We start from the raw sequence: 26,043 nt of genomic DNA, 5'->3' as shown, positions 1-26,043 counted from the left end.
GCGTCAGGGATCACGTTTCGTTTGTTGGGTGGTGACACTCAAAAAGTCGACTTTGACTCACTCAATAAACAGCGCAGGTGATACCCCAAATCTGGCCGCCAGCTTTTTAATATGGTTCAGCGTAAGCTGTCTCTGACCATTCAGAACCCGTGAAACCATCGATTTACTGCCAATTTCATCCTGAAAATCCGATATCGTCAGGTTGTACTGATCCATTAAGGTTCTTAAAACCGCAACACCGACGGGAACGGACTCCATCTCCTTGCGTAATGCGACTATCTCTGGCCGGTTGGCTTCGTAACGGCTAATCCTGGCGCACACAATATCCAGCAAGGGGCTATCGGGCTCGTTCATGAGCAGATACTCAACCAGCTCAAGCGCATCTTTATAATCTTTCTCGCTCGGCTGTTCACCCAGTAAAGGAACAGCCGCAACAAGGGCATGCGTAGCTTTCATTGCATCAGCGACGATCATCATTTCTTCCCCTTAGTGCGATGTTTCTCCGTAAAACGGTCATATTCCTTATGAGTAAAAACATGGCGCACATAAAACTTTTGGCTTTCAAAGAAGATGAGAGCCACTACTCTGAGATTGTTGTTTGCAATATCAATAACATAATGCTTATCCAGATACTTAAAGTTATCCAGCGTCGGAAACAGTTTTTTCAGCGCAGCAGGTGTCGGGCAATGGCTCTTTTCGATGGTGCGGCCTAAAAACAGGAGCTCTTCCTTGTGCTGCGGAAACTGAGTTACCGCATCATAAATTGCCTTCATAGAGATTAAATGCATACTGCATGCCTGCCGCGTCCGTTGCCATTATGGCAACAATACCATGCATTGCCAATGTGTCAACAAACATCGTTGCGCCATCTAACATCTGAAAACAAAAAACCCCGCCGGAGCGAGGTTTTTATCAGGGTTTTGCGGTTGGTTGCCGCAGAACACACTGTGTTACGTCAACGAAAAAAGTATACGCGATCGAAGAAGAACGCGCAATTCCGGCACGGATTTTGACGTTTTTGAGTATGGATCGCCTTTCGATTTTTGTCCAAAAAATACTGTTCATACATACAGTATTTATCTATACTGAGGGTGTTCGCAGTGAGCGAGGGGGCCGCAGTTCTACCGGCGCAACGAAGTCCTGGCTGAAACGGGTGGTGCCGTCAGTGCCTTAACCCCTGAAGTGAGCACACTGTGTTACGTCAATCCAGGTGCTGGCAACAGGCGGCGGAAAGGTACGCCAGCATCGTGCTCCTTTTAACCAAAAGGAGACGCGTATGAGCGTAGTGGATATGGTGATACTTATCCTCAAACTCATTGTTGCTGTACTGCAACTGCTTGATGCTGTCCTGAAATTCCTTCGGTAATTCAGGTTCAAGTCGCACCTGAGAGGGGCGGGCAACCGCCCCTCTTTAATAACGAGGGAATGCTATGTCGCGTCTGTTAATTGAGCCTGTCACACCGGATGAGCCGGGGTATATCGCCCTGAAGGCGGAAAGTATTGCACTGAATTTTAACATGCTGCGCAGGCTCGAAGAGAGCTGGCAGCGGGGTGAGAACCGCTTTAACGCGCCGGGTGAAAAGCTGTTAGGTGCGTTTCTTAACGGCAAGCTGGTGGGCGTGTGCGGCCTCAACCGCGATCCGTTCAGCCAGCAGCCGCGCGCCGGACGTATTCGCCATCTCTACGTCAGCGAGAAGTGCCGCGGGCTGGGGATTGGCAAGCAGCTTTTAACCGTCGTGATGGCCGATGCCAGCATCTGGTTTGATTTCCTCAATACCCATGCGCCGGACGCTGCCTACGGGTTTTATCGCCGGGCAGGATTTACGCTGGTCTCGGACGAACCGCGGGTGACGCACCGCCTTTTTTGTGCGGTGTAACCGGCTGGCAGCTTCAGGACGTGAATGTTACAGTTGAGTGACAATTCATCACCCGATATGCCATGACCATCACCGTATTCTGCATTTTGCTGTTCGCCGCCCTGCTGCATGCCAGCTGGAATGCCATTGTCAAAGCCGGAACGGACAAGCTCTATTCCGCGATTAGCGTCAGCGGCTCCGCCACGGTTATCGCTCTGGTCTTACTGCCGTTTTCTCCACAGCCCTCTGCCGCAAGCTGGCCGTTTTTGATTGTTTCCTGCGCCTTGCAGGTGGTGTACACCGTGCTGGTGGCAAAGACCTATCAGGTCTCCGATATGAGCCAGACCTATCCGCTGATGCGCGGCACCGCACCGCTGCTGGTGGCGCTGATCAGCGTGCTGGCGCTTGGCGATCGTCTCTCCTGGCTCGCCTGGTCCGGCATTGGGGTAATTTGCCTGTCGATTCTGGCGATGGCGATGAACGGGCGCACGCAGTCGCGGAAAGGGATCTGGCTGGCGCTGCTGAATGCCTGTTTTATCGCCGGGTATACGCTGGTGGACGGCACCGGCGTACGGCTGTCGGACACCGCGCTGGGCTATACGCTATGGACCTTCTTTATGAACGGTTTCTGCCTGCTGAGCTGGGCGATGGTGGCGCGTCGGCGCGAGGCGTCCGGCTACCTGCGTCTGCACTGGAAAAAGGGGTTGCTCGGCGGCGTTGGCACGATGGGCTCATATGGTCTGGCGCTGTGGGCAATGACGCAGGCACCGCTGGCAGTGGTCGCGGCTCTGCGGGAAACCTCCATACTCTTTGGCGCGCTGATCGCTTTTTTGCTTTTAAAAGAGAAGGTTGCGGGCCTGCGCATCGCGGCGGCGCTGGGCATTGCCGGCGGCGCCATTCTGCTGCGCCTGGCGTAAAGCACTGGCAACATTAGTTGCCGTTCTTGTTTACAAATCCTGCCTTTACCGGTTTTTTCATTCACCAAGACAATGCTTAAATTGTCATCTCTCTGTGGTAGATTCCTCGCGCATTTATGGGAATGCGCAGTCACTTATTCTTCATTTTTCTCTTTTGGCAAAAGTATTCAGCGACATGAAAAAGCAACGGAACGTTAACTTATTGTTGATGCTGGTGTTACTGGTGGCCGTCGGTCAGATGGCGCAAACCATCTACATTCCGGCGATTGCCGACATGGCAAAGGAATTAAACGTCCGCGAGGGCGCGGTACAGAGCGTAATGGCAGCCTATCTGCTGACCTATGGCGTTTCGCAGCTCTTCTACGGCCCGCTGTCCGACCGCGTCGGGCGTCGCCCGGTGATCCTGGTGGGCATGAGCATTTTCATGGTGGCGACGGTAATTGCCATTACCACCCACAGCCTGACCGTATTGATTGCCGCCAGCGCCCTGCAGGGCGTCGGGACCGGCGTCGGCGGGGTGATGGCGCGTACCTTACCGCGCGATATGTATCAGGGTACCCAGCTGCGCCATGCCAACAGCCTGTTAAACATGGGTATTCTGGTCAGCCCGCTGCTGGCCCCGCTGATCGGCGGCCTGCTGGACACGATGTGGTCCTGGCGCGCCTGCTACGCCTTCCTGCTGGTGCTCTGCGTGATTGTCACCTTCAGCATGGCGCGCTGGATGCCGGAAACGCGCCCGCTGGATGCGCCGCGCACGAAGCTTATCACCAGCTATAAAACGCTGTTCGGCAACGGCGCGTTTACCTGCTATCTGCTGATGCTGATCGGCGGCCTGGCGGGCATTGCGGTGTTCGAAGCCTGTTCCGGCGTGCTGCTAGGCGCGGGGCTGGGCCTGAGCAGCATGGTGGTGAGCATTCTGTTTATTCTGCCGATCCCGGCGGCGTTCTTCGGCGCGTGGTTTGCCGGGCGACCAAACAAACGCTTCTCCACCCTGATGTGGCAGTCGGTGATCAGCTGTCTGCTGGCGGGTCTGATGATGTGGATCCCGGGGCTGTTTGACGTGATGTCGGTCTGGACGCTGCTCATCCCGGCAGCGCTGTTCTTCTTCGGCGCGGGGATGCTGTTCCCGCTCGCCACCAGCGGCGCGATGGAGCCGTTCCCGTTCCTCGCAGGTACGGCGGGCGCGCTGGTGGGCGGCTTGCAGAATATCGGCTCCGGCGCGCTGGCCTGGCTCTCGGCGATGATGCCGCAGACCGGGCAGGCTAGTTTGGGCCTGCTGATGACGCTGATGGGGCTGCTGATTTTACTGTGCTGGCTGCCGCTGGCGTCGCGTGTCCCGCATCACGAGCAGCCGGTTTAACCGCATGATGGCCCGGCTTCTCGCCGGGCTTTTCACAGACAGGGGCGATCATCGCCTGTAATAACGGCTCTGGCGCTGGCCGCCAGGCGCCCTCTTCTCCGTCGTAAAACTGGAAATCCGCGTTAAGCGCATACGGGATTTTCGCCTTTTGCAGCTCGCAGGCCATAAAGGTGGCGAAGGCCAGCTGCGAAGCGGTTGGCGTAAAGCGGCTTGATTCTCCCACGCCCCAGCCCCCGACCCAGCTAACGTGCCCGGTTTTTTGCTGCCAGTGCAGCGCGGCGTTGATGCGGTTATGGATAGCCGCTTTCTCCGCCGCCGTGCCGGACGTCCACGGGTATTTACCGCTATTTTTCAGCGGCCCCCACGGGAAAATATGCCACTCCGCCAGCAGGTAGTTCTGGCTGTGCGCAGGCAGCTTCAGGCTGGATAAATCCTCCGGCGCGGCACGCAGGCGCGGCGCAATAAAGATCATGCGCTGCGGGTCCATGTCGTGGATCGCTTTAATGGTTTTTTCATACACGCGGTTTAGCGACGCTAGGTTGTGGTTAAGCTTGTCGGCTGGCTCATAAATGAGATCAAAACCCAGCAGCGGGTAGCTCTGACCGAAATAGTGCGCTACGGCAATCCACCAGTTGATCGTCTCTTTTTCGTTGTCGGCTTTTGGGTCGTTTTTATATTCATCAGCCTGATAAGCGATTATCGGGATCACGCCATACTGCTCGCAGGCTTCCACCAGCTTGCGCAGGTGAATCAGCCGCGCTTCCGTCGGCTCATCGGCCACGCGGATGCGCACGTGAGTAATGCCTTTTGCACGAAAATCGCGAACCACCAGCGGGTCGAATTCGCGTATGCCGCGCTCGGTTCGCGCCCAGTCCACATCCATCCCGACGCCAAGCTGCTGCGCATAATGGGCAGCCGTCAGCGGCGGCTCAGCGGCAATCGCCCAGCCGGAAGAGATCAGTAATGCAGAGACAATAAAAGGCTTTAACACGGTTTACCCTGGATAAATCGAAAGCATTACCTGTATTTAGCACGCTTTTTCATATTTGGTGTAGCGCGAAAGCGTAATAATTCTTCAACCTGCCAGTTCTCTCAGCCAGCCGATAAAGGCGTCAATTTTCGGCCACTGACGGCCAGAAAGCGTCGAAATATAGTAGTGCTGATGGCATTTCAGGGTCTTTTCGCCAAACGGGGCGATCAGCTCGCCTCGTTCCAGCCGTTTCTGCACAAGCCGCTTTCTCCCCATCGCGACGCCGACGTGGTTGATGGCCGCAATAATCGCCAAATCAGAACGATCGAAACCAATACCAGACGATGGCGGCATGTTCACCGCAAAGTGCTGCGCCCAGCTCAGCCACTCATCCGTACCGGAATCATTGCTCCAGGCCTGACGGTCATGCAGCAGCGTGCAGTGGCTGAGGTTATCGGGGTTTTTCAACAGTTCATGCTCACGGGCATATTGTGGTGAACAGACGGGCAAAATTTCCTCGTCCATCAGGAAGTGATGAGAGAGATGGTTAGGCGGCGTATCGTCGAAATAAAGTGCCAGATCGATACCCGTTCGCTGCATATTGACGTAATCATTGCCGGTCAGGATGGTGAGCGAAATCGACGGGTAGCGACGGGTAAAATCACCCAGCATGGGTACCAGCCAGCACTGGGCGATCGACGGCCGGGAGTAGACCGTCAGCGTACCGGACAGCGCCTGGTTTTTGATATCCAGGATCTCCTGATTCAGGGTGTCGAGGGATGATTTTAGCGTCCAGTAGACGCGCTTTCCCTCCTGCGTCAGCTCGACTTTACGGTGCGAGCGGACGAACAGCTGAATGCCCAGCTCCTCTTCCAGCAGGTTGATGCGGTGGCTCACCGCGCTGGGGCTAAGCGACAGCTCCTCCGCCGCCAGCGCGAAGGACTCATGCCGGGCGGCCACTTCAAAGGTGTACATTTTCGACAGCTGCCAGCCGTTTAACAGCCGGTTTCTGGCTTCATTTGCATCGGTCATCACAATTCTCACGCGTGGTTGCTGCGCTCAGCATACCGTTTAAGGGTGAATTTATGTGAACCTAATACGAATTAAGTGTGCTTTTTAGAGCGCAGTCACTCAGTTGATCCAATCTGGCTCACCTGAACGCCAATTTATATCGTTTGTCAGCCCACGCCGATTTTTCGTCCAATACCCTCAGATGACATAAGGGTGAGGTGAGATATGGGATCTCAGGTCTGGGTTGTGGCAACGCTGCTGGTCAGCATTGTGTTGATTGTTTTAACCATCGTAAAACTGAAGTTTCACCCGTTCCTCGCGCTGCTGCTGGCGAGCTTTTTCGTCGGCGCGATGATGGGGATGAGCCCGCTGGATATGGTGAACGCCATTGAGAGCGGGATTGGCGGCACGCTGGGCTTCCTGGCGGCGGTGATTGGTCTGGGCACCATTCTCGGCAAGATGATGGAAGTCTCCGGCGCGGCAGAGCGCATCGGGATCGCACTGCAGCGCTGCCGCTGGCTGTCAGCAGACGTGATTATGGTGCTGGTGGGCCTGATCTGCGGTATCACGCTGTTCGTGGAAGTGGGCGTAGTACTGCTCATCCCGCTGGCGTTTTCCATCGCCAAAAAGACCCACACGTCGCTGCTCAAGCTGGCTATTCCGCTCTGTACCGCGCTGATGGCGGTGCACTGCGTGGTGCCGCCGCATCCTGCTGCCCTGTTTGTGACCAATAAATTAGGTGCGGACGTCGGGACGGTCATTGTCTACGGTTTGATGGTAGGCCTGATGGCCTCGCTGGTCGGTGGCCCGCTGTTCCTGAAACTGCTCGGCAATCGTCTGCCGTTTAAACCGGTTCCGGCGGAATTTTCAGACCTGAAGGTGCGGGAAGAGCACACCCTGCCGTCGCTGGGCGCCACGCTGTTCACGGTGCTGCTGCCGATTGCCCTGATGCTGGTGAAAACCATCGCCGAGCTGAATATGGCAAAAGAAGGCACGCTGTATACGCTGCTGGAGTTTATCGGCAACCCGATCACCGCCATGTTTATCGCCGTGTTTGTCGCTTATTACCTGCTGGGGATCCGCCAGCACATGGGCATGGGCGCGATGCTGACGCACACCGAGCACGGCTTCGGCTCTATCGCCAACATTTTGCTGATTATCGGCGCGGGCGGCGCGTTCAACGCCATCCTGAAAACCAGCGGACTGGCGGACTCACTGGCGCATATTCTCTCGAACCTGCACATGCACCCTATCCTGCTCGCCTGGCTGGTGGCGCTGGTGCTGCATGCCGCCGTTGGCTCCGCGACGGTGGCGATGATGGGGGCGACGGCGATCGTCGCGCCGATGCTGCCGCTCTACCCGAACGTCAGCCCTGAGATCATCACCATTGCCATCGGTTCCGGCGCCATTGGCTGCACGATCGTGACCGATTCCCTCTTCTGGCTGGTGAAGCAGTACTGCGGCGCGACCCTGAATGAGACCTTCAAATACTATACGACGGCGACGTTTATCGCCTCGGTGCTTGCACTTGGCGGCACATTCCTGCTTTCCTTCATTATCTGAGCGCGAAGAGACGTATTATGGAAAACGCAACTATCACTACTTTAACCGCACAGTTTCCTCTGGTTGAGGATCTGATTGCCCTGAAAGAAACCACCTGGCTTAACCCGCGAACCACCACGCTGGCGGAAGGACTGCCCTATGTCGGGCTGACCAAAGCCGACGTGGACGACGCGCACGCTCGCCTGAAACGCTTCGCGCCGTATCTGGCGAAAGCCTTCCCGGAGACGGCCGCCACGGGCGGGATTATCGAATCCGAGCTGGTCGCGATCCCGGCAATGCAGGCGCGGCTGGAGAAAGAGTCTGGCAAATCCGTTCCCGGCACGCTGCTGCTAAAAAAAGACAGCCATCTGCCGATCTCCGGCTCGATCAAAGCGCGCGGCGGCATCTATGAGGTGCTGGCCCACGCGGAGAAACTGGCGCTGGAAGCCGGGTTGCTGAGCGTTGAAGACGACTACAGCATTCTGCTGGAGCCGCGCTATAAGGAATTCTTCAGCCAGTACAGCATTGCGGTAGGCTCAACCGGCAACCTCGGGATGTCCATCGGCATTATGAGCGCCCGCATCGGCTTTAAGGTGACGGTGCATATGTCCGCCGACGCCCGCGAGTGGAAGAAAGCCAAACTGCGCAGCCACGGCGTCATCGTCGTGGAATATGAGCAGGATTACGGCGTGGCGGTGGAGCAGGGACGCAAGGCGGCAGAAAGCGATCCGAACTGTTTCTTCATTGACGATGAAAACTCCCGCACCCTGTTCCTGGGCTACGCGGTGGCAGGCGAGCGACTGAAGGCGCAGTTTGCCGCACAGGGCCGCGTGGTGGATGCGGATCATCCGCTGTTCGTCTATCTGCCGTGCGGCGTCGGCGGCGGCCCCGGCGGCGTGGCGTTTGGCCTGAAGCTGGCCTTTGGCGATAACGTCCACTGCTTCTTCGCGGAGCCGACGCACTCCCCGTGCATGCTGCTGGGTGTTTACACCGGCCTGCACGATGAGATTGCGGTGCAGGATCTGGGCATTGATAACGTTACGGCGGCGGACGGTCTGGCGGTAGGGCGCGCGTCCGGCTTCGTGGGCCGCGCGATGGAGCGCCTGCTTGACGGGTTCTATACGCTTTCCGACCAGAGCATGTACGACATGCTCGGCTGGCTGGCGCATGAGGAAGGCATTCGGCTGGAACCGTCCGCGCTGGCGGGCATGGCCGGGCCGCTGCGCGTGCCTTCAGATGCCAGCGTTACCCACCTGGTATGGGCGACCGGCGGCGGCATGGTGCCGGAAGACGAAATGGCGAAGTATTTAGCAAAAGGCCGTTAACCGTAGGCCCGGTAAGGCGTAGCCGCCACCGGGCTTTAAAAGCTCACAATTTGCTGAATGTGAGTCACTGCGAAGAGTAAAGACAGAGACAGCACGGCCAGGGCGATCAGGAACTTATCCCTCACCGCCTTCGGCTGCACAAAATCGTTCTGCGCCACGTCCATCAGGTTTCGACTGCGGGTATAGCGCCATAAAATAATCGCCACCAGCGCCAGCACGACAAGCGAGATCCAGAACGGCACCCCGGTGCGGTGCCAGTTGTGCTTAATCGCGAGGGCAATCAGCGCACCATACCCCAGCAGCGTGCGCAGCCAGGCGAGTGACGTCCGCTCCGGCTGCAGGCCGGGGTCCGCTTCGCGTCGCGCTTTGCGGCTATCCGCCATAGAACACCAGCACCATCACTACGCCCGCCACCGCCAGCAGAATCGCGCTGATGATAAGCAGCCCACGCGTATAGGGCAGATCCTGCTTCAGACGCATCGCCTTCTCATTGCGCAGCCAGCGCAGGTAGCCGTAAATCGCCAGCACGCCCGCGAACAGGCACAGCAGCAGCGCCAGCACCTCGCGGATCAGCGGCGTGGCGAAATCGGGCGCGAGCTGATCGAGCCCCACCCCGGCGGCAAGGAATCCCAGCGCGGTGCGGATCCACGCTAAAAACGTGCGTTCATTAGCCAGCGAGAAGCGGTAGTCCGGCGCTTCGCCGAGGCGGGAAATTTTCATGAAGGTTCCTTGTCGTGCTACGGGCAGGCTTCAGCATAGCGTAAATCGACAAGGACAAGGAGACCGGCATCGGGCGATGCCGGTCAGGACGATCAGTGCAGCTCTGGCCAGTAATCCTTATTGGCCTCGATCAGGTCATCCAGAATCGCCTTCGCGACGGACGCGCTCGGCACGGTTTTCGACAGGGTGATCGCCTGCCAGAGTTTCTGGTACGAGCGCTGCTCCCAGGCATCCACCACCAGTTTTTCCACCGCCACCTGCTGGCTCATCAGCCCTTTCTGGAAGTGAGGAATATCGCCCACCGTGAGCGGCTCCGGCCCGTTATGGCCCACCAGGCACGGGATCTCCACCATCGCGTCGGCATCAAAGTTATGGATGGCCCCGTTGTTTGGCACAATCAGCAGCATCCGCTCCTGGGTGTTAAAGGCAATGGCGGTCGCCAGATCGACGATGTACGACGCGTGTTCGTCGATTTCCAATTCACCGGCAGAGGATTTTCCCGCCTCGATAATCGCCCGGCAGGAACTGAACACGTGCTTCTCACGGTGATCCATGACCTCATTGGCGCGGGTACGTTCCGGGTTGGAATGCGCGACCACGTAGTCCGGGAACAGGTAATACTTCAGGTAGGTGTTCGGCATGGTGTCCGGATCCAGCGCCTGCACGTCTTTTGCTTTAGCGAACGTATCGTTCCAGCTCGCTTCGGTATGAGCGTCGTCAGAAGGCGGGACATAGCCGTTTTTCGCCACGTATTCACGCAGTTTCGGCATCAAATCGTTGCCGTTCAGATCTTCAATCGACGTCCACCAGCCGAAGTGGTTCAGGCCGTAGTAGCGCACGCGCATCTCTTTGCGGTCCTTCAGGCCGACAATCTGCGCCATGCGCCCTTCAATGCCGATCGGCATATCGCAGATGTTGAGGATTTTGGCGTTCGGACGCAGGCGGCGCGTGGCTTCCGCGACAATCGCCGCCGGGTTGGAGTAGTTCAGCATCCACGCGTTCGGAGAGTACTGCTCCATATAATCCACCAGCTCCAGCACGCCGCCGATAGAGCGCATGCCGTAGGAAATCCCACCCGGGCCGCAGGTTTCCTGACCCAGCACGCCGTGGCGCAGCGGGATTTTTTCATCTTTTTCGCGCATCGGGTATTTACCCACGCGGATATGTGCCATCACGAAATCGACATCGCTAAAGGCCGCTTTCGGGTCGGTGGTGTAGCTGAACTCAATCTCCGGAGCCTGTTCCTTAAGGATAATTTTGCACGCTTCGGCGATGGTCTCCTGACGCGCGCCGTCGTTGTCATAGAACTTCAGGGCGCGCAGCGGGAAACGGTCACGGTTGGCTAACAGCATCAGGACGATACCAGGCGTAAAGGTGCTGCCGCCGCCTGCAATGACAACTGAGAATTTTTTCATGATATAGCCTCTGTCAGGGTGGTTTGTTCATTCGTTAAGGGGGTTTTCATCAGCGATTCCAGCTGGTCGCGCACCTGAGGAACGTGCAGGCCGACAATCACCTGAATGCCGTTGCCGCGTCGCACCACGCCGTGGGCGCCGAGGGCTTTGAAGACGTCATCGCTTTGCGTTTTCGCCATATCGACCAGGGCGATGCGCAGGCGGGTGGCGCAGTTGTTGATGCTTTCGATGTTGGCCGCACCGCCCAGCGCCTGCAGGAATCCGGCGGCCTGCCCGACCTGCTGGCTGGCCGCAGCCGGAGCTGTGGTTTGCCCACGCGCCGCCTTATAGTCGGCCTTGCTGTAGAGCTTGATTTCGCTCTCCTCCCGGCCCGGCGTTTTCAGGTTCAGACGCGCAATCAGCGTTTTGAAGACCACGAAGTAAATTCCGGTGAAGCAGACGCCGATGCCGATCTGGGTGAAGACCGTCGCGGCGTGGTTATGGAACATCGGGATCCAGTTTTGCGGCAGGAACTGATCCAGCAGGCCGCCGCCCATGTTCCCGACCACGCCAAAGGTGTACATCACCGTCGCCATGGTCGCCGCCAGCACGGCGTGAACGGCAAACAGCAGCGGCGAGATAAACAGGAAGGTGAATTCGAGCGGTTCGGTAATGCCCACCAGCACCGCGGTAAGCGTGGCCGGGACCAGCAGCCCCGCGACCTTGACGCGGTTTTCCGGCGACGCGGTGTACCAGATCGCCAGCGCAATCCCGACCGAACCAAACACTTTTGAGTTACCGTGCAGGGCGAAGCCGCCTTCCGGGAAGAGAGTTTTCAGCGGCAGGGTGCTCTGACTGAATTCCTGCAGGTGCTGCGCCCAGTAGACCTGAATCCCTCCCTCAACCGCCGCCGGGCCGAAGATGAACGGACCGTAGACGAAGTGGTGCAATCCGGTTGGGATCAGAATACGTTCCAGGAAGGTATAGACCCACACGCCCAGCGCCCCGGCAGAGCGCAGGAACGCCTGCAGAGACTCAATGCCCATCTGCACTTTCGGCCAGCCCAGCAGCGTCAGCCAGGCGCAGGGGATCATGACGAAGAACGCGAGAATAACGACAAACGAGCTGCCCTGGAAAATCCCCAGAAACACCGGCAGCGGCTTGTCAAAATAGCGGTTGTGGATGGCGGTGACGATGCCTGAAATCACGATGGCACCGATGATGCTGGTATCGAGCGTTTTGATGCCGGCAATCATCGCCAGCCCGCTTCCCGCCGTCGGTTCGGCGGAGAAGTCGACGCCAAAGAAGTGGCCCCAGGTCATCCCCATCGCGTTGATGAAGTAGTTCCAGGTCAGGAAGCTAATCAGCACCGCCAGACAGGCGCGGCCCTGGGCCTGCTTCGCCAGGCCAATCGGCAGGCCGACGGCAAAAATCAGCGGCATATTGCGAAACACCGCCCAGCCGCCCTCTTCAATGATGTGAACAATCTGCGCGAAAAGATGATCGGGGGCCGTTAAGACTTCGCCGACAAACAGCGGGTTGCGAAGCATGATGGCGATTCCCACCACGATCCCGGCGAACGGAAACAGCAACACCGGGGTAAACATGGCACCGCCAAAACGTTGTATTTGACTGAGCATTTATAAATCCTCATGAAACAACCTGTAGGGGTAGAGGCCTTTATGGTTTTTTGCTGGCCTGAGGTGAGCATAAGAACTTACTGATGCGCGAACATGGCGTGCCGCTGCGATTCGTGATCGCATTCATGGTTTTATTTTGACCAATCAGGTCTACTTTTTTCGGTAAATATAGACATGTCAGGACGCCATCCACGCCCTGATAAGGGCAGAGAGGTCTACTGGTGATCTACAAATCTATTGCCGACAGATTGCGGCTGCGGCTGAATTCGTCGGACTACAACATCGGAAGCCCGCTGCCCGGCGAAAAAGCGCTGGCGCAGGAGTTCGGTGTGGCGCGAATGACCATCCGCAAGGCGCTGGATCTGCTGGTGAGCTGGGGGCTGGTTGAGCGGCGGCACGGCAGCGGCACGTTTGTGTCGCGTAAAGACGTTCACCACGAAACCACCAACCTGACCGGGCTGGTGGAGGTGCTGCGCCAGCAGGGAAAAGAGGTGCAGAGCAAGGTGCTGCAGTTCGAAGTGATGCCCGCCCCACCCGCCATCGCCAGCCAGCTGCGGATTCAGGTGGATGAGCGGATCTACTTTTCCCGACGGGTGCGCTACGTGGACGGGAAGCCGCTGATGCTGGAGGACAGCTTTATGCCGGTGAAGCTGTTCCGCAATCTGTCGCTGGCGCATCTTGAGGGGTCTAAGTTTGATTACATCGAGAAGGAGTGCGGGATCACCATCAGCGGGAACTACGAGAGCCTGACGCCGGTGCTGGCAGATAAAACGCTGGCCGGCTATATGAACCTCCCGGAACAGACGCCGCTGCTGCGCATTACGTCCCTTTCCTACAGCGACAGCGGCGAGTTTCTCAATTATTCCGTGATGTTCCGAAATACCAGCGATTACCAGGTGGACTACCATCTGCGGCGCATCCACCCGGACGACCTGCTAGCCCATCCCCCAGAACAGCACCGCCAGTAGCTGCGGCGTAATGATGCGCAGGAACATCACCAGCGGGTAGACGGTGGCATAGGAGAGCGCGGCCGCGCCGCTGGTGGCGTGCAGGTTGTTGGCAAAGGCCAGCGCGGGCGGATCGGTCATGGAGCCCGCCAGCATGCCGCACAGCGTCAGGTAGTTCATTTTGGCGAACATCCGCGCCAGTATGCCCACCGTCAGCAGAGGAATAGCCGTGATAAAGATGCCGTAGCCGACCCAGCTCATCCCTTCGCCCTTGATCAGCGTATCGACAAAATCCCCGCCGGACTTCAGCCCGACCACCGCCAGGAACAGCACGATGCCCAGCTCGCGCAGCGCCAGGTTGGCGCTCGGCGGCATAAACCAGTAGAGCTTACCGATGCAGCCGATACGCCCGAGGATCAGCGCCATAATCAGCGGCCCGCCCGCCAGGCCCAGCTTGAGCGCCACCGGGAAGCCCGGCACGTACAGCGGGATCGAGCCAAGGAGTACGCCAAGCCCGATACCGATGAACACCGGCAGCATCTGCACCTGCTGCAGTTTTTGCTGGGCGTTACCCACCATATCCGCCACGGCGTCGATGGACGACGGTCGCCCAACCAGGTTGAGGATATCCCCGAACTGCAGGCTGGCCTCCGGGCTGGCGACCAGCTCGACACCCGCACGGTTGAGGCGGGAGATCACCACGTCATAGCGTTCTTTTACCTGCAGATCGCGTATTTTTTTGCCAAGAACATGCTCGTTAGTCACCACAACGCGTTCCACGCGCATATCGGTGCCACGGGTTGAGAGAGAGGTATCCACTTCCTGACCAATCACCAGCCGCGCGTTGTTTAAATCGCCGGGCTGGCCGACCAGATGCAGCAGATCGCCCTGCTGAATGATGGTGCCAGGCGCGGGCACCATCAGCATATCGTCGCGCTTAAGGCGCGAGCAGATGATATTGGCGCTGTTCAGGATCGGTACGTCCTGAATCGCCATATTGTTCAGGTTGGGGTTATCAACCCGAATGTTGATGGTTTTAATCGGCATATGGCCGTTGGTGAGCGTGGTTTCGTGGTCTTTCGCCTCTTTATCAATGTTAATGCGAAACAGGACGCGGACCAGCCACATGGAGAGCAGAATGCCGCAAATGCCAAACGGATAGGCCATGGCGTAGCTCATCCCCATCTGATCGACGATGCCGGGTTCGATGCCTAAATCGCGCAGGATTTGCTGTCCGGCACCGAGCGCGGGCGTGTTGGTGACCGCTCCGGAGAAAATGCCCAGCACCACGGGCAGCGGGATAGAAAAAATCTTATGCAGAATGGCGGTGACAAGCCCGCCCATCACCACAATGCCGAGGGCAAACAGGTTGAGCCGTAATCCGGAGACCCGAAGTGAAGCGAAAAAGCCCGGCCCCACCTGAATCCCGATGGTATAGACGAAGAGGATCAGGCCGAACTCCTGAGTAAAGTGGAGCATCTCGGCGCTGAGGACCAGCCCGAGCTGGTCGGCAAAGTGGCCGACAAAAATGCCGCCAAACAGCACCCCGCCTATCCCAAACCCGACGCCGCGGATTTTGATATTCCCTATCCACAGGCCAACAACAGCGACCAGGGCCAACACGCTGACGGTTAACGCGATATCACTCATGATCCACTTCCTTGGCATAACCTTAGTTATGCTAAGGATTCTCTCAGAGCCGTGGGCGGTTGTATGGGCGATGGCGCACAAAAAAGCCCTGCCGGGGCAGGGCTTTATCTTTTCACCCTCTCCCTGTGGGAGAGGGCCGGGGTGAGGGCATCAACCCGCACACTGTTAACTGTTTAACGCCGGCCGGTCGCTAATGGCGATACGCTGCGGCGGAATGGTTTCCGGCACGTTGCGGGTCAGGTCAATATGCAGCAGCCCGTTGGTAAACGTGGCGCCGGACACCTCCATATGGTCTGCCAGGGTAAAGCTCAGGCTAAACGGCTGATTAACCAGCCCCTGATGCAACCATTTGGTCTCGGTCTCTTGTTTCTCCGGCGTACCTTTCACGGTCAGACGCGTGCCTTCAAGCTGGATATCCAGATCCTCCTGACGGAAGCCGGCCAGCGCCAGGGTGATGCGATAGTGGTTATCGTCGCTTTTTTCGATGTTGTACGGCGGAAACGTCTGTTGCTCAGCGGTGTTTTGCAGGGCATTAGCCAGTTTGTCAAAACCAATCCACTGACGCAGCAGGGGGGATAAATCGTAGTTACGCATACTAAATCTCCTTCTGAGAAGCGAGTTCGGCACAGTTTAATTTTGTGCGCAGTTGTTCCTGCAAATCCTGATGGATTCGCATATGCTCCCGTTACGGCAAGCAATTCTGGGTGGGCCGCTCGCGCGACCCGCATAATTAGTTAATTTCGATACGACGCGGTTTTTTCTCTTCCGGAATCACACGTTCCAGTTCGATAAACAGCAGGCCGTTGACCAGGTTCGCGCCTTTCACGTGAATGTTCTCGGCTAACTGGAACTTGCGTTCAAAGTTGCGCTCGGCGATGCCCTGGTAAAGGTAAGTACGCTCTTTCTGCTCGGCCGTATGGGAACCTTTCACCACCAGCAGGTTGTCCTGCGCGGTGATCTCCAGTTCGTTTTCTGCAAAACCGGCGACGGCAATGGCGATGCGGTAGTGGTTTTCGTCAACCAGCTCAACATTGTATGGAGGGTAGCCGTTGCTCTGGCTTTGGTTATTTTCTAAATGGTTAAACAGGCGGTCAAAACCAATTGCAGAACGGTATAGCGGAGAAAGATCGAAGTTACGCATAAATAAAACTCCTGAAATCAGCGAGAAAATGTAGCCTTCCACCATGGACAGGCCTTTGCGCCCCCCGAACACCCATCAGGCGAGTTCGTTATCGGGTCGTATTCTTAAAATGGGTCTACAACCGGGCTTTTCAAGCGCGACGACTGCACTTTTTTTTGCACTTTCCTGCATCTCGCTTAGACTGGGACAACAGCACAAAGGGTTAAATTGCGATGGCTGCCACAGTGCGGGGTTATCGGGCTATCCATTTTGGTTAAGGCTCGTTATAACCCTGAGTTGCAGGTCTATGCAGTGCCATTAACGATGACTGAGTGATGATGAAAAATGTTCTGATAAAGCTGACGACGTTCAGCGGGGTAGTTTTACTTTGCGGGTGTTCGAGCGTGATGTCTCACACCGGCGGTAAAGAAGGAACATATCCGGGGACGCGCGCCAGCGCGGCGATGATCTCCGATGACGATACAAACTGGGGCACCAAATCCCTGGTTATCCTGGATATGCCGTTTACGGCTGTGGCGGATACGCTTTTGCTACCGTGGGATATGTTTCGTAAGGACAACTCCGTGCGCTCACGGGTAGAAAAAAGCGAGCAGGAGAATCTGGCGACAAACGCCGTTATCCCGCCCGCAGAGATGCCTCCACGCTAGTTCTGCGCGGTTTCCGTTAACCAAAGTTGACGGAAACCCCCTGTCTCTTCCATCCACGCGATAAAGCGCCCGTCCGGAGAAAACACGACGGCATCAGCAGACGGCGGATTGCCGTGATCGGACGTCAAAAACGTCACCTCTCCGGTCTGCGCGTCGCAGCAGGCGATCCGGTTTTCGAGCACAAATCCCAGTCGGTCACCCGCCGGATGCCAGTTAAACGCAGACTGAATACCGCTCGCGGTCTGCGTCAGCTGGCGCGGCTCGCCGCCCTCAGGCGAGATCAGCCACAGCTGCACAATGCCGTTATCGTCGCGCATCAGAAACGCGATCTGCGTCCCCTGCGGGTTGCTGCGAACCCAGTGGCGCGGCACGTTCACCAGGCCCGGATAGGCTCTCTGATGCGTAAAGGTCAGACGACGCTGCTTCACCCCAGCAGGCGGAGCTGGCAGGGTCTCTTCGGTGCCCTGCAGCGGCGCATCGCCCGCGCGTTTCCAGCTCTGCTCATCCTCTGGCAGGTCGACGATAAACAGTTCCGGGACTTTTTCGCCCTGCGCAGAGAGGGTATCGCCGATAAACGCCAGCCTGGTGTTGCCCACCCAGCCCTCTTCATAGGCGCGGTTAATCTCGTCGCTGCCCGGCTGCGGGTTGGGCGTCGTGCGGCTGACCAGCACGCTCCAGAAGGTTCCCGGATACTCACGGGGATGGTTCCCCTGCGGGTTCACAGGGCCGTAAGGCGCAGCCACGCCGACGTTGCGTAAATCACGTTTAGGATCGCGCACGTGCAGCACGTGGTCGTTATAGGTAAAGCTGACGAGCTGGCCGTTCGGGCTGAAGACATGGACGTGGCTGCCGCCGCGCAGCGCCCCAGGGGTGTACGGCGAAGTGATATCCATCGCGTCCAGGTTGCTCACCTGACCGTTTTGCGCGATCACCCCCTGACGATGATGAAAATCGTAGTGCCAGTCTGCATCCGGGTTTCTCGGGCCGTGGATAAAGACGTATTTCTCCTGCGCGGGATGAACGGTCACCACGCCAACGTGCGCGCCATCGGTGGCGCGATAAACCACGTCGACCTCGCCCGTAGCGACATTGACCCGCTCGATGGTTTCACCGGTGAACGATGCACCGGACGGGCGCACGTCATAGACCAGCCACTGGCTGTCCGGCGTCCAGGTATTGATGTTGGTCAGCTGGTGGTTGCGGGAAGCGAAGGTGATTTGTTTCATGAGGATACCCTGATGCGCAGTTATCGCATCAGGGTATCGCAAGCGGGTTTTTAGTTCAGCACAAACTTCTCAATGGCGTAAGCCACGCCGTCTTCCAGGTTGGATTTGGTCACGAAGTTGGCCACTTCTTTCACCGACGGAATGGCGTTATCCATCGCCACGCCCATGCCCGCGAATTCAATCATCGCGATGTCGTTTTCCTGGTCGCCCAGCGCCATGATCTCTTCCTGTTTAATCCCCAGCGCATCGGCCAGTGATTTCACGCCGGTGCCTTTGTTGACGCGTTTATCGAGAATTTCGAGGAAGTACGGCGCACTTTTCAGCACGGTGTATTTCTCTTTCACCTCGGCCGGAATGCGTGCAATCGCTTTATCCAGGATCTCCGGCTCGTCGATCATCATCACTTTCAGGAACTGGGTGGCAGGGTCCATTTTCTCCGCTTCACAGAACACCAGCGGAATGGTCGCAACGTAGGATTCATGCACCGTGTAGTAGCTTATATCACGGTTGGCGGTGTAAAGCGTATTGCGATCGAGGGCGTGGAAGTGGGACCCCACTTCCCGGGACAGTTTTTCCAGGAACAGATAGTCATCGTAGCTCAGCGCGGTTTGCGCAACCGTACTGCCATCCGCGGCTTTCTGCACCAGCGCACCGTTATAGGTGATGCAGTAGTCGCCAGGCTGATTCATGTGCAGCTCTTTCAGGTAGCTGTGCACGCCCGCATACGGACGCCCCGTGGTCAGGACCACATTCACGCCCTTTGCGCGTGCCGCAGCGATCGCGTTCTTAACGGCTGGAGAGATAGTGTGGTCTGGCAGCAACAGCGTGCCGTCCATATCGATTGCAATAAGTTTGATAGCCATGAGTTCCCCGGGATAAATGAGTGCTGCCTCATGCTAACGCGATTAAGCACACAAAAATAGAGCTACATTGCGCAACAAAAGCCCCCTTTTACGCTTATCCCGGGGAACAAAGACCTACTCGCGGGTGAGAACGATTTTACCGAACGCGCCGCGATCGAGATGTTCAAACGCCTGTTCAAGCTCGTTAAAACGGTAGCGATGCTCAATCACGGGTTTCAGTCCGGTGACGTCAACAGCGCGGACGAAATCTTCCAGCGCCCGGCGGTGTCCCACGCCGATCCCCTGAATGACGGGGGATTTCAGCAACAGCTCGCCAGCAGAGAGGGTAATCTCCGTCCCGGCCAGCACGCCAATAACGGAGATACGTCCGTGAACGGCAACGGCGCGCAGGGAGTGCTTCAGGTTCTCGCCCCCCACGGTTTCAATAATATGGTCGATGCCGCGATCCTGCGTGAGCGCCAGCGTATTTTCAGCCCAGTCGCCTTTCAGGCGGTTGATGCCCTGGCTGGCCCCCAGTTTTTTGGCCAGCGCCAGCTTTTCATCGCTCCCGGACGTGACAAATACCTCTGCGCCGTGCGCTTTTGCAATTTGCAGGGCGAAAATCGCCACCCCGCCCGTGCCCTGCACCAGCACCGATTGCCCGGCGCGCAGCTGTCCGCGTTCCACCAGCGCAAACCAGGCGGTAAGCCCTGCGCAGGGTAAGGTGCTGGCCTCGGCGTCATCCAGGGTCTCCGGGGAGGCCACCAGCGCGTCTTCCTTCACAATCACATACTCGGCCAGCATCCCCTGGAAGTATCCACCGGACGTTTTATAGGGCAAATTGCGCGCGTCCGCCTGCGGTTTACCGTCGATCCACTCCGGGAAGAAGGTTGAGATAACGCGAGCGCCGGGCTGGAAGCGCGTGACGCCTTCACCCACGCTGTCTACGACGCCCGCCATGTCAGACGCCGGGGTAAACGGGAAGGAAAGTGGGATTGGCATTGTGCCTTCAACAACCATTTTATCGCGATAGTTGAGCGCAACGGCCTTCACCCGTACGCGCACTTCACCCGGGCCGGGCTGTGGAACGGGTGCCTGAGTCAGCTTGAGGTTCTCGCGCCCGAGGGCGTCCATGGACCAGCGTTGCATTGTCTCTGTCATTTTATTTCTCCTGCCATCAGATGAGCTTTAGTCCTGACAGTCTACCGTTGACTAAAGGTCACCAGTGGCGATAAGTTTTCTCTTTATTGACGCCATAATCGATACAATCCATGACCGATACGCTGAAGGATATTCCTGTTTTTGTGGCCGCCGTTGAGGCGGGAAGTTTCGCTCAGGCCGCAATTCGCCTGCATTTGTCACGCTCGGCGGTAGGGAAAAGCATCGCTCGCCTTGAAGAGCGGCTGGGGGTACGTCTTTTTCACCGCACCACCCGTAGCCAGAGGCTGACCGATAACGGCGCTCTTTTTTATGAACGCTGCCTGCGCGCGCTGGAGGAGATTCGGGGCGCGGAATCGCTGCTTGAAACAGGGAAACAGCAGGTCAGTGGCCGCCTGCGCGTTGCCATGCCGGTGCTGTTTGGTCGCCAGTGTGTCGCCCCGCTGCTGATAGCGCTGGCGCAGGAACACCCCGGGCTTGAACTGGAAATGTCATTCAGCGACCGGGTAGTGGATCTCGTCGAGGAAGGGTTTGATATGGCGGTGCGTAACGGCACGCTTCAGGACAGCAGCGTGCTGGTCGCCAGAAGGCTGGGAGAACACCGCATGGTGCTATGCGCCGCGCCGGATTATCTGCAGAAGAAAGGCCAGCCGCAAAGCGTGGCTGATTTACCCCAGCATACGGCGATTAACTATCTGCGCGCAGGCAGAGTGCTGTCCTGGCAGCTGATGGATAACGAAGGAACGTCTCACACCTTTACTCCCCGGTCATCACTTAATATGGATGATTTGCAGGCGATCTGCGACGCTGCGCTGGCCGGACACGGCATTGCATGGCTGCCCTGCTGGATGGTCGTTAAAGATATTCACCAGGGTAAACTCGTCCCGCTCCTGAAGCAGGCACCGGACGTGCATTTCGACGTTCATGCGGTGTGGCAGCAGACGCCGCATCTGCCGCTGAGGGTAAGAATGGCGATAGATACGCTGGCGAGCCGTTTACCGTCCGCAATGTCGCTGGATATGCCTGCGCCCATAAAAAAGCCGCGCTAAAAGCGCGGCCAGTTATCGTGCGGTTTCAAACCGATTAAATATCGATATTTGCCGCTTTCAGGGCGTTCTCTTCGATGAAGGCACGACGTGGTTCAACCGCATCACCCATCAGGGTCGTGAACAGCTGGTCTGCAGCAATCGCGTCTTTAACGGTAACGCGCAGCATGCGGCGGCTTTCCGGATCCATGGTGGTTTCCCACAGCTGCTCCGGGTTCATTTCGCCCAGACCTTTATAGCGCTGGATCGCGAGGCCACGACGGGACTCTTTCACCAGCCAGTCCAGCGCCTGCTCGAAGCTGGCTACCGGCTGACGACGTTCGCCACGTTCGATGAACGCATCGTCTTCGATCAGCCCGCGCAGCGTCTCGCCAAGGGTGCAGATGCGACGGTATTCCGGACCGGTGACAAACTCGTGCTCCAGCGGGTAGTCGGTATCAACGCCGTGGGTGCGCACGCGAATAATAGGCTCGAACTGCTTATCGGCGTTCTGCTGAACATCGCATTTCCACTGGCTGCCGTGCTGCTCTTTCTCGTTCAGATCGGTCACCAGAGCGTTCACCCAGCGGGTCACGGTCTGCTCGTCGCTCAGATCGGCTTCGGTCAGAGTTGGCTGATAAACCAGCTCCTTCAGCAGCGTTTTCGGATAACGGCGTTCCATACGCGTGATCATTTTCTGCGTGGCGTTGAACTCGGACACCAGACGCTCCAGCGGCTCACCGGCCAGTGCAGGGGCGTGCGAGTTCGCGTGCAGGGTCGCGCCATCAAGCGCGATTGCGATTTGGTACTGATCCATCGCTTCGTCGTCTTTGATGTACTGTTCCTGCTTGCCTTTCTTCACTTTGTACAGCGGCGGCTGGGCAATGTAGACGTGGCCACGTTCAACGATTTCAGGCATCTGACGATAGAAGAAGGTCAACAGCAGCGTACGAATGTGCGAGCCGTCGACGTCCGCATCGGTCATGATGATGATGCTGTGGTAGCGCAGTTTGTCCGGGTTGTACTCGTCACGGCCAATGCCGCAGCCCAGCGCGGTGATGAGCGTCGCCACTTCCTGAGAAGAGAGCATCTTGTCGAAACGGGCTTTCTCAACGTTGAGGATTTTACCCTTCAACGGCAGGATAGCCTGGTTCTTACGGTTACGGCCCTGCTTCGCAGAGCCGCCCGCGGAGTCCCCTTCCACGAGGTACAGTTCGGACAGCGCCGGGTCGCGTTCCTGGCAGTCAGCCAGCTTGCCCGGCAGGCCGGCTAAGTCCAGCGCGCCTTTACGACGGGTCATTTCACGGGCTTTACGCGCCGCTTCACGGGCACGCGCCGCATCGATAATTTTGCCCACCACGATTTTCGCGTCGGACGGGTTTTCCAGCAGGTATTCGCTCAGCAGTTCGTTCATCTGCTGCTCAACCGCCGATTTCACCTCAGAAGAGACCAGCTTGTCTTTGGTCTGTGAGGAGAACTTCGGATCCGGCACCTTCACGGAGACAACGGCAATCAGGCCTTCACGGGCATCGTCACCGGTGGCGCTGACTTTCGCTTTCTTGCTGTAGCCTTCTTTGTCCATGTAGGCGTTCAGGGTACGGGTCATCGCCGCACGGAAGCCTGCAAGGTGAGTACCACCGTCACGCTGTGGAATGTTGTTGGTGAAGCAGTAGATGTTTTCCTGGAAACCGTCGTTCCACTGCAGCGCCACTTCCACGCCGATACCGTCTTTTTCGGTGGAGAAGTAGAAGATATTCGGGTGAATAGGCGTTTTGTTCTTGTTCAGATACTCAACGAACGCCTTGATACCGCCTTCGTAGTGGAAGTGGTCTTCTTTGTTGTCACGCTTGTCGCGCAGGCGAATCGAGACGCCGGAGTTCAGGAACGACAGTTCACGCAGGCGTTTCGCCAGGATGTCGTACTCGAACTCGGTGACGTTGGTGAAGGTTTCGAGGCTCGGCCAGAAACGCACCATGGTACCGGTTTTGTCGGTGTCGCCCGTAACGGCCAGCGGTGCCTGCGGCACGCCGTGCGTATAGAGCTGACGGTGGATTTTGCCTTCGCGCTGGATAACCAGCTCCAGCTTCTGCGACAGGGCGTTTACTACCGAAACACCTACGCCGTGCAGGCCGCCGGAAACTTTATAGGAGTTATCGTCGAACTTACCGCCTGCGTGCAGGACGGTCATGATCACTTCCGCCGCAGAGACGCCCTCTTCAGGGTGAATACCGGTTGGGATGCCACGACCGTCATCGGTGACGGAGACAGAGTTATCCGCATGGATGGTGACCACGATGTCTTTACAGTGACCCGCGAGCGCTTCGTCGATAGCGTTATCTACCACCTCGAATACCATGTGGTGCAGACCGGTGCCGTCATCCGTGTCGCCGATATACATACCCGGGCGCTTACGCACCGCATCCAGCCCTTTCAGGACTTTGATACTGGAGGAGTCATAAGAATTCGACATCAACGTTTCTCGCTCATTTCAACTTGGGTTAATCCGTTATTTTACCCTTTTCCACGGTAAACATCTTCGAATTTTCGTCCGACATGTCTATAACGTGTTCAGCGCTTATCGCGCTGACGAAAACCTGCGACTGCGTGGCTTTTAAGCGGCTGGCAAGCAGCCCGCGCCGCGCGTCGTCAAGTTCCGAGGCAAAATCATCTATCAGGTACAGGCAGCGCCGCCCGCTCTCGCGGGTGAGAAACTCCCCCTGTGCCAGGCGTAGCGCACACATCAGGAGCTTGAGCTGCCCGCGCGACAGCGTGTCTTCCACCGGCGCGCCGTCGGCACGAATGCGGAAATCCGCCTTGTGCGGGCCGTGCGCGGTGTAGGTCAACATGCGGTCGCGCTCGAAGTTTCTCTCTAACACCTCGGCATAATCCGTCTCTTTCTCCCAGCCGCGCTGGAAGGAGAAGGTGAGAGAGAATTCGGGTAAAAACTGTTTGCAGGTGTCGGCCATGTCTTCGGCGATACCTGCGCTGTATTCGGCACGCCAGCGGCTGATCTGTTCCGCAAGAGGAATTAACTCCATGTCCCACGGACGCAGCTGAGCGTAGCGTGTCACCTGGCGCAGCGCGGCGTTACGCTGCTTGAGCAGACGCTTCAGGTTGCTCCAGGCGTTAAAAAATCCGGCTTCGTTGTGAAAGCATCCCCAGTCGAGGAACGCTCTTCTGTATTTGGGGCCACCGTTGAGTAAAGTAAACCCTTCCGGCGTTATCAGCTGCATTGGCATCAGCAGCGCCAGCTCCGCCACCTTGTGGCCGTCGGTACCGTCGATGCGCACCTTACTGTCGCCCTGCTTGTCTTTGGTCAGGCCGATGGCGGTCTCCCGCTCCGCCCCCTGCAAACGCCCGTGCAGAACAAAAGATTCCTGTTCGTGGCGGATGACGCGACCAATCTGCAAACTGCGAAACGCCCGGCCGTGGCCGAGCGTATAGATGGCCTCCAGCACGCTGGTTTTGCCGCTGCCGTTCGCGCCAACCAGGAAGTTAAAGCCAGGGGATAAAGCGAGATCCGCGCTTTCGATATTGCGAAAGTCGCGGATCAACAGACGGGTGAGCGACATTACAGTCTCATTGGCATGACAACATAGGCAGCCGACTGTGATGCGGCATCTTCAATCTGTACGCTCGAAACGGAGTCGGTCAGCAGGATGCGCACGTTCTCGCATTTCAGCGCGTTCAGCACATCCAGCACGTAGCTGACGTTGAAGCCGATTTCCATCTCAGCCCCGGCGTAGGTGACGTCCAGAATCTCTTCTGCCTCTTCCTGCTCCGGGTTGTTAGCGGTGATTTTGATCTGGTTTTCACTCACATACAGGCGCACGCCGCGGAATTTCTCGTTAGAGAGGATCGCGGCACGGGCAAAGGCCTGCTTGAGGCTGTCGCAGCCTGCTTCCAGCGTTTTGTCCGGGTTCTTCGGCAATACGCGGCGATAATCCGGGAAACGACCGTCAACCAGCTTCGATGTGAAGACAAAATCGCCCACGTGGGCGCGGATGTTATTGCTGCCGATCTGCACGCGCAGCGGCGTGTCGCCACCGTCGAGCATACGCATCAGCTCAATCACCCCTTTACGCGGCACGATCACCGAATGGTTTGGCAATGAATCGCCAATCGGCATAGAACAGACCGCCAGACGGTGGCCGTCGGTGGCCACGGTACGCAGCTCTTCACCTTCGGTTTCGAACAGCATGCCGTTTAAGTAGTAACGAACGTCCTGATGCGCCATGGAGAACTGCGTGGCTTCAATCAGACGCTTCATCGTCGCCTGTGGCAGGGTGAATTCCACTTCGCTCTGCCAGTCGTCCAGGTTCGGGAAGTCCGCAGCAGGCAGCGTGGAGAGCGAGAAACGGCTGCGGCCAGAGCGCACCAGCATACGGTCGCCTTCCAGCTGCACGGCGATTTCAGCGCCTTCCGGCAGCCCGCGGCAGATATCAAAGAATTTACGTGCCGGAACCGTGGTCGCGCCCGCGTCGTGCGGCTGCGTCAGCGTAACGCGCGCGATCATTTCCATTTCCAGATCTGTACCGGTCAGCGACAGCGTACCGTCCGCGACCTGAAGCAGCAGGTTTCCGAGAATAGGCAGCGTTGGGCGGCCACCTAATGGGCCACTCACCTGTTGCAGCGGTTTTAATAAATGTTCACGTTCAACGGTAAATTTCAT

General features: G+C 57.6%; 26 protein-coding genes and 1 other annotated feature. Of the genes, 9 read left to right on the top strand and 17 right to left on the bottom strand.

Annotation, left to right across the window (positions count from 1 at the left end):
- Positions 1–57: 57 nt before the first annotated feature.
- Positions 58–474, bottom strand: coding sequence for a helix-turn-helix domain-containing protein (locus tag GXP72_RS00350; protein WP_024907374.1), 417 nt, complete (start codon positions 472–474; stop codon positions 58–60).
- Positions 474–788 carry a type II toxin-antitoxin system HigB family toxin gene (locus tag GXP72_RS00345; RefSeq protein ID WP_024907375.1) on the bottom strand — a complete coding sequence of 105 codons (315 nt, stop codon included), beginning with the start codon at positions 786–788 and terminating at the stop codon, positions 474–476. Before GXP72_RS00345 ends, GXP72_RS00350 begins: the two co-directional genes overlap by 1 nt.
- Positions 789–1,276: 488 nt before the next feature.
- Between GXP72_RS00345 and tisB the strand changes: the two genes are divergently transcribed.
- The 4 genes from tisB (at position 1,277) to emrD (ending at position 4,133) form a co-directional block, all read left to right on the top strand.
- Positions 1,277–1,366: a type I toxin-antitoxin system toxin TisB gene (tisB, locus tag GXP72_RS00340; protein ID WP_023309830.1), complete on the top strand. Its 90-nt coding sequence runs from the start codon at positions 1,277–1,279 to the stop codon at positions 1,364–1,366.
- 64 nt (positions 1,367–1,430) lie between these two features.
- Complete coding sequence (locus GXP72_RS00335) at positions 1,431–1,877, top strand: GNAT family N-acetyltransferase (protein WP_025910712.1); 447 nt, start codon at positions 1,431–1,433, stop codon at positions 1,875–1,877.
- Between the two features lie 62 nt (positions 1,878–1,939).
- Positions 1,940–2,773 carry an EamA family transporter gene (locus GXP72_RS00330; protein WP_208763377.1) on the top strand — a complete coding sequence of 278 codons (834 nt, stop codon included), beginning with the start codon at positions 1,940–1,942 and terminating at the stop codon, positions 2,771–2,773.
- Positions 2,774–2,948: 175 nt separating this feature from the next.
- On the top strand, positions 2,949–4,133 hold the full coding sequence (emrD, locus tag GXP72_RS00325; RefSeq protein ID WP_208763376.1) for a multidrug efflux MFS transporter EmrD: 1,185 nt from the start codon (positions 2,949–2,951) through the stop codon (positions 4,131–4,133).
- Here emrD and GXP72_RS00320 read toward each other — a convergent pair.
- Positions 4,036–5,124, bottom strand: coding sequence for a cellulase family glycosylhydrolase (locus GXP72_RS00320; protein WP_032648552.1), 1,089 nt, complete (start codon positions 5,122–5,124; stop codon positions 4,036–4,038). The two genes, emrD and GXP72_RS00320, sit on opposite strands and share 98 nt — an antisense overlap.
- Positions 5,125–5,208: 84 nt before the next feature.
- Positions 5,209–6,135, bottom strand: a complete 927-nt coding sequence (gene dsdC / locus GXP72_RS00315) for a DNA-binding transcriptional regulator DsdC (protein ID WP_024907380.1) — start codon at positions 6,133–6,135, stop codon at positions 5,209–5,211.
- Between the two features lie 204 nt (positions 6,136–6,339).
- Here dsdC and dsdX point away from each other — a divergent pair, with 204 nt between their 5' ends.
- Complete coding sequence (dsdX, locus tag GXP72_RS00310) at positions 6,340–7,677, top strand: D-serine transporter DsdX (RefSeq protein WP_148769886.1); 1,338 nt, start codon at positions 6,340–6,342, stop codon at positions 7,675–7,677.
- 17 nt (positions 7,678–7,694) lie between these two features.
- Positions 7,695–8,981, top strand: a complete 1,287-nt coding sequence (dsdA, locus tag GXP72_RS00305; protein ID WP_208763375.1) for a D-serine ammonia-lyase — start codon at positions 7,695–7,697, stop codon at positions 8,979–8,981.
- A gap of 35 nt (positions 8,982–9,016) precedes the next feature.
- On the opposite strand, the gene GXP72_RS00300 is transcribed toward dsdA, so the two are convergent.
- The 4 genes from GXP72_RS00300 to GXP72_RS00285 form a co-directional block, all read right to left on the bottom strand.
- Complete coding sequence (locus GXP72_RS00300; protein WP_024907383.1) at positions 9,017–9,364, bottom strand: DUF202 domain-containing protein; 348 nt, start codon at positions 9,362–9,364, stop codon at positions 9,017–9,019.
- Entirely contained in the window at positions 9,354–9,701 is a 348-nt protein-coding gene (locus tag GXP72_RS00295) for a YidH family protein (RefSeq protein ID WP_024907384.1), read from the bottom strand. The genes GXP72_RS00300 and GXP72_RS00295 overlap by 11 nt, the downstream gene beginning before the upstream one ends.
- Before the next feature lie 92 nt (positions 9,702–9,793).
- Entirely contained in the window at positions 9,794–11,116 is a 1,323-nt protein-coding gene (locus GXP72_RS00290) for a 6-phospho-alpha-glucosidase (RefSeq protein WP_208763374.1), read from the bottom strand.
- Positions 11,113–12,735, bottom strand: a complete 1,623-nt coding sequence (locus tag GXP72_RS00285; protein WP_208763373.1) for an alpha-glucoside-specific PTS transporter subunit IIBC — start codon at positions 12,733–12,735, stop codon at positions 11,113–11,115. Before GXP72_RS00285 ends, GXP72_RS00290 begins: the two co-directional genes overlap by 4 nt.
- 221 nt (positions 12,736–12,956) lie before the next feature.
- Between GXP72_RS00285 and GXP72_RS00280 the strand changes: the two genes are divergently transcribed.
- The gene (locus tag GXP72_RS00280; RefSeq protein ID WP_024907387.1) at positions 12,957–13,703 is read left to right on the top strand and encodes a GntR family transcriptional regulator; all 747 of its coding nucleotides are present in this window, start codon (positions 12,957–12,959) and stop codon (positions 13,701–13,703) included.
- Here GXP72_RS00280 and GXP72_RS00275 read toward each other — a convergent pair.
- The 3 genes from GXP72_RS00275 to ibpA all read right to left on the bottom strand — a co-directional run bounded on the left by GXP72_RS00275 (position 13,671) and on the right by ibpA (position 16,473).
- Positions 13,671–15,332 (bottom strand): putative transporter, encoded by a 1,662-nt coding sequence (locus GXP72_RS00275; RefSeq protein WP_208763372.1) that lies wholly within the window; start codon positions 15,330–15,332, stop codon positions 13,671–13,673. The genes GXP72_RS00280 and GXP72_RS00275 overlap by 33 nt on opposite strands.
- A 165-nt stretch (positions 15,333–15,497) precedes the next feature.
- Positions 15,498–15,926, bottom strand: a complete 429-nt coding sequence (ibpB, locus tag GXP72_RS00270) for a small heat shock chaperone IbpB (RefSeq protein ID WP_024907389.1) — start codon at positions 15,924–15,926, stop codon at positions 15,498–15,500.
- A gap of 136 nt (positions 15,927–16,062) precedes the next feature.
- Positions 16,063–16,473: a small heat shock chaperone IbpA gene (gene ibpA, locus GXP72_RS00265; protein WP_008500162.1), complete on the bottom strand. Its 411-nt coding sequence runs from the start codon at positions 16,471–16,473 to the stop codon at positions 16,063–16,065.
- Positions 16,467–16,538: a sequence feature (ROSE (Repression Of Heat Shock gene Expression) occurs in the 5'-region of heat shock genes and acts as an RNA thermometer to modulate expression.), on the bottom strand. (Overlaps the previous gene by 7 nt.)
- Before the next feature lie 249 nt (positions 16,539–16,787).
- Here ibpA and GXP72_RS00260 point away from each other — a divergent pair.
- Positions 16,788–17,120, top strand: a complete 333-nt coding sequence (locus GXP72_RS00260; RefSeq protein WP_024907391.1) for a YceK/YidQ family lipoprotein — start codon at positions 16,788–16,790, stop codon at positions 17,118–17,120.
- On the opposite strand, the gene GXP72_RS00255 is transcribed toward GXP72_RS00260, so the two are convergent.
- The 3 genes from GXP72_RS00255 to GXP72_RS00245 form a co-directional block, all read right to left on the bottom strand.
- Entirely contained in the window at positions 17,117–18,346 is a 1,230-nt protein-coding gene (locus tag GXP72_RS00255; RefSeq protein WP_208763371.1) for a DUF3748 domain-containing protein, read from the bottom strand. The genes GXP72_RS00260 and GXP72_RS00255 overlap by 4 nt on opposite strands.
- 50 nt (positions 18,347–18,396) lie before the next feature.
- Entirely contained in the window at positions 18,397–19,209 is an 813-nt protein-coding gene (gene yidA, locus GXP72_RS00250) for a sugar-phosphatase (RefSeq protein WP_032662059.1), read from the bottom strand.
- Between the two features lie 114 nt (positions 19,210–19,323).
- Positions 19,324–20,349 (bottom strand): NAD(P)-dependent alcohol dehydrogenase, encoded by a 1,026-nt coding sequence (locus GXP72_RS00245; RefSeq protein WP_157188396.1) that lies wholly within the window; start codon positions 20,347–20,349, stop codon positions 19,324–19,326.
- Between the two features lie 110 nt (positions 20,350–20,459).
- On the opposite strand from GXP72_RS00245, the gene GXP72_RS00240 reads away from it, so the two are divergent.
- Positions 20,460–21,395 carry a LysR family transcriptional regulator gene (locus tag GXP72_RS00240; protein ID WP_032648572.1) on the top strand — a complete coding sequence of 312 codons (936 nt, stop codon included), beginning with the start codon at positions 20,460–20,462 and terminating at the stop codon, positions 21,393–21,395.
- A 34-nt stretch (positions 21,396–21,429) separates the two neighbouring features.
- Here GXP72_RS00240 and gyrB read toward each other — a convergent pair whose 3' ends face one another.
- The 3 genes from gyrB to dnaN are packed head-to-tail and all read right to left on the bottom strand — an operon-like array spanning position 21,430 to position 26,043.
- Positions 21,430–23,841 carry a DNA topoisomerase (ATP-hydrolyzing) subunit B gene (gyrB, locus tag GXP72_RS00235; RefSeq protein ID WP_208763370.1) on the bottom strand — a complete coding sequence of 804 codons (2,412 nt, stop codon included), beginning with the start codon at positions 23,839–23,841 and terminating at the stop codon, positions 21,430–21,432.
- A 28-nt stretch (positions 23,842–23,869) separates the two neighbouring features.
- Positions 23,870–24,943 carry a DNA replication/repair protein RecF gene (gene recF, locus GXP72_RS00230; RefSeq protein WP_032648574.1) on the bottom strand — a complete coding sequence of 358 codons (1,074 nt, stop codon included), beginning with the start codon at positions 24,941–24,943 and terminating at the stop codon, positions 23,870–23,872.
- Positions 24,943–26,043 (bottom strand): DNA polymerase III subunit beta, encoded by a 1,101-nt coding sequence (gene dnaN / locus GXP72_RS00225; RefSeq protein WP_008500170.1) that lies wholly within the window; start codon positions 26,041–26,043, stop codon positions 24,943–24,945. Before dnaN ends, recF begins: the two co-directional genes overlap by 1 nt.

The sequence above is a fragment of the Enterobacter sp. SES19 genome (genome assembly GCF_011765665.1).
GTDB lineage: Bacteria > Pseudomonadota > Gammaproteobacteria > Enterobacterales > Enterobacteriaceae > Enterobacter > Enterobacter pseudoroggenkampii.
This window is presented reverse-complemented; position numbering and strand designations above follow the sequence as displayed.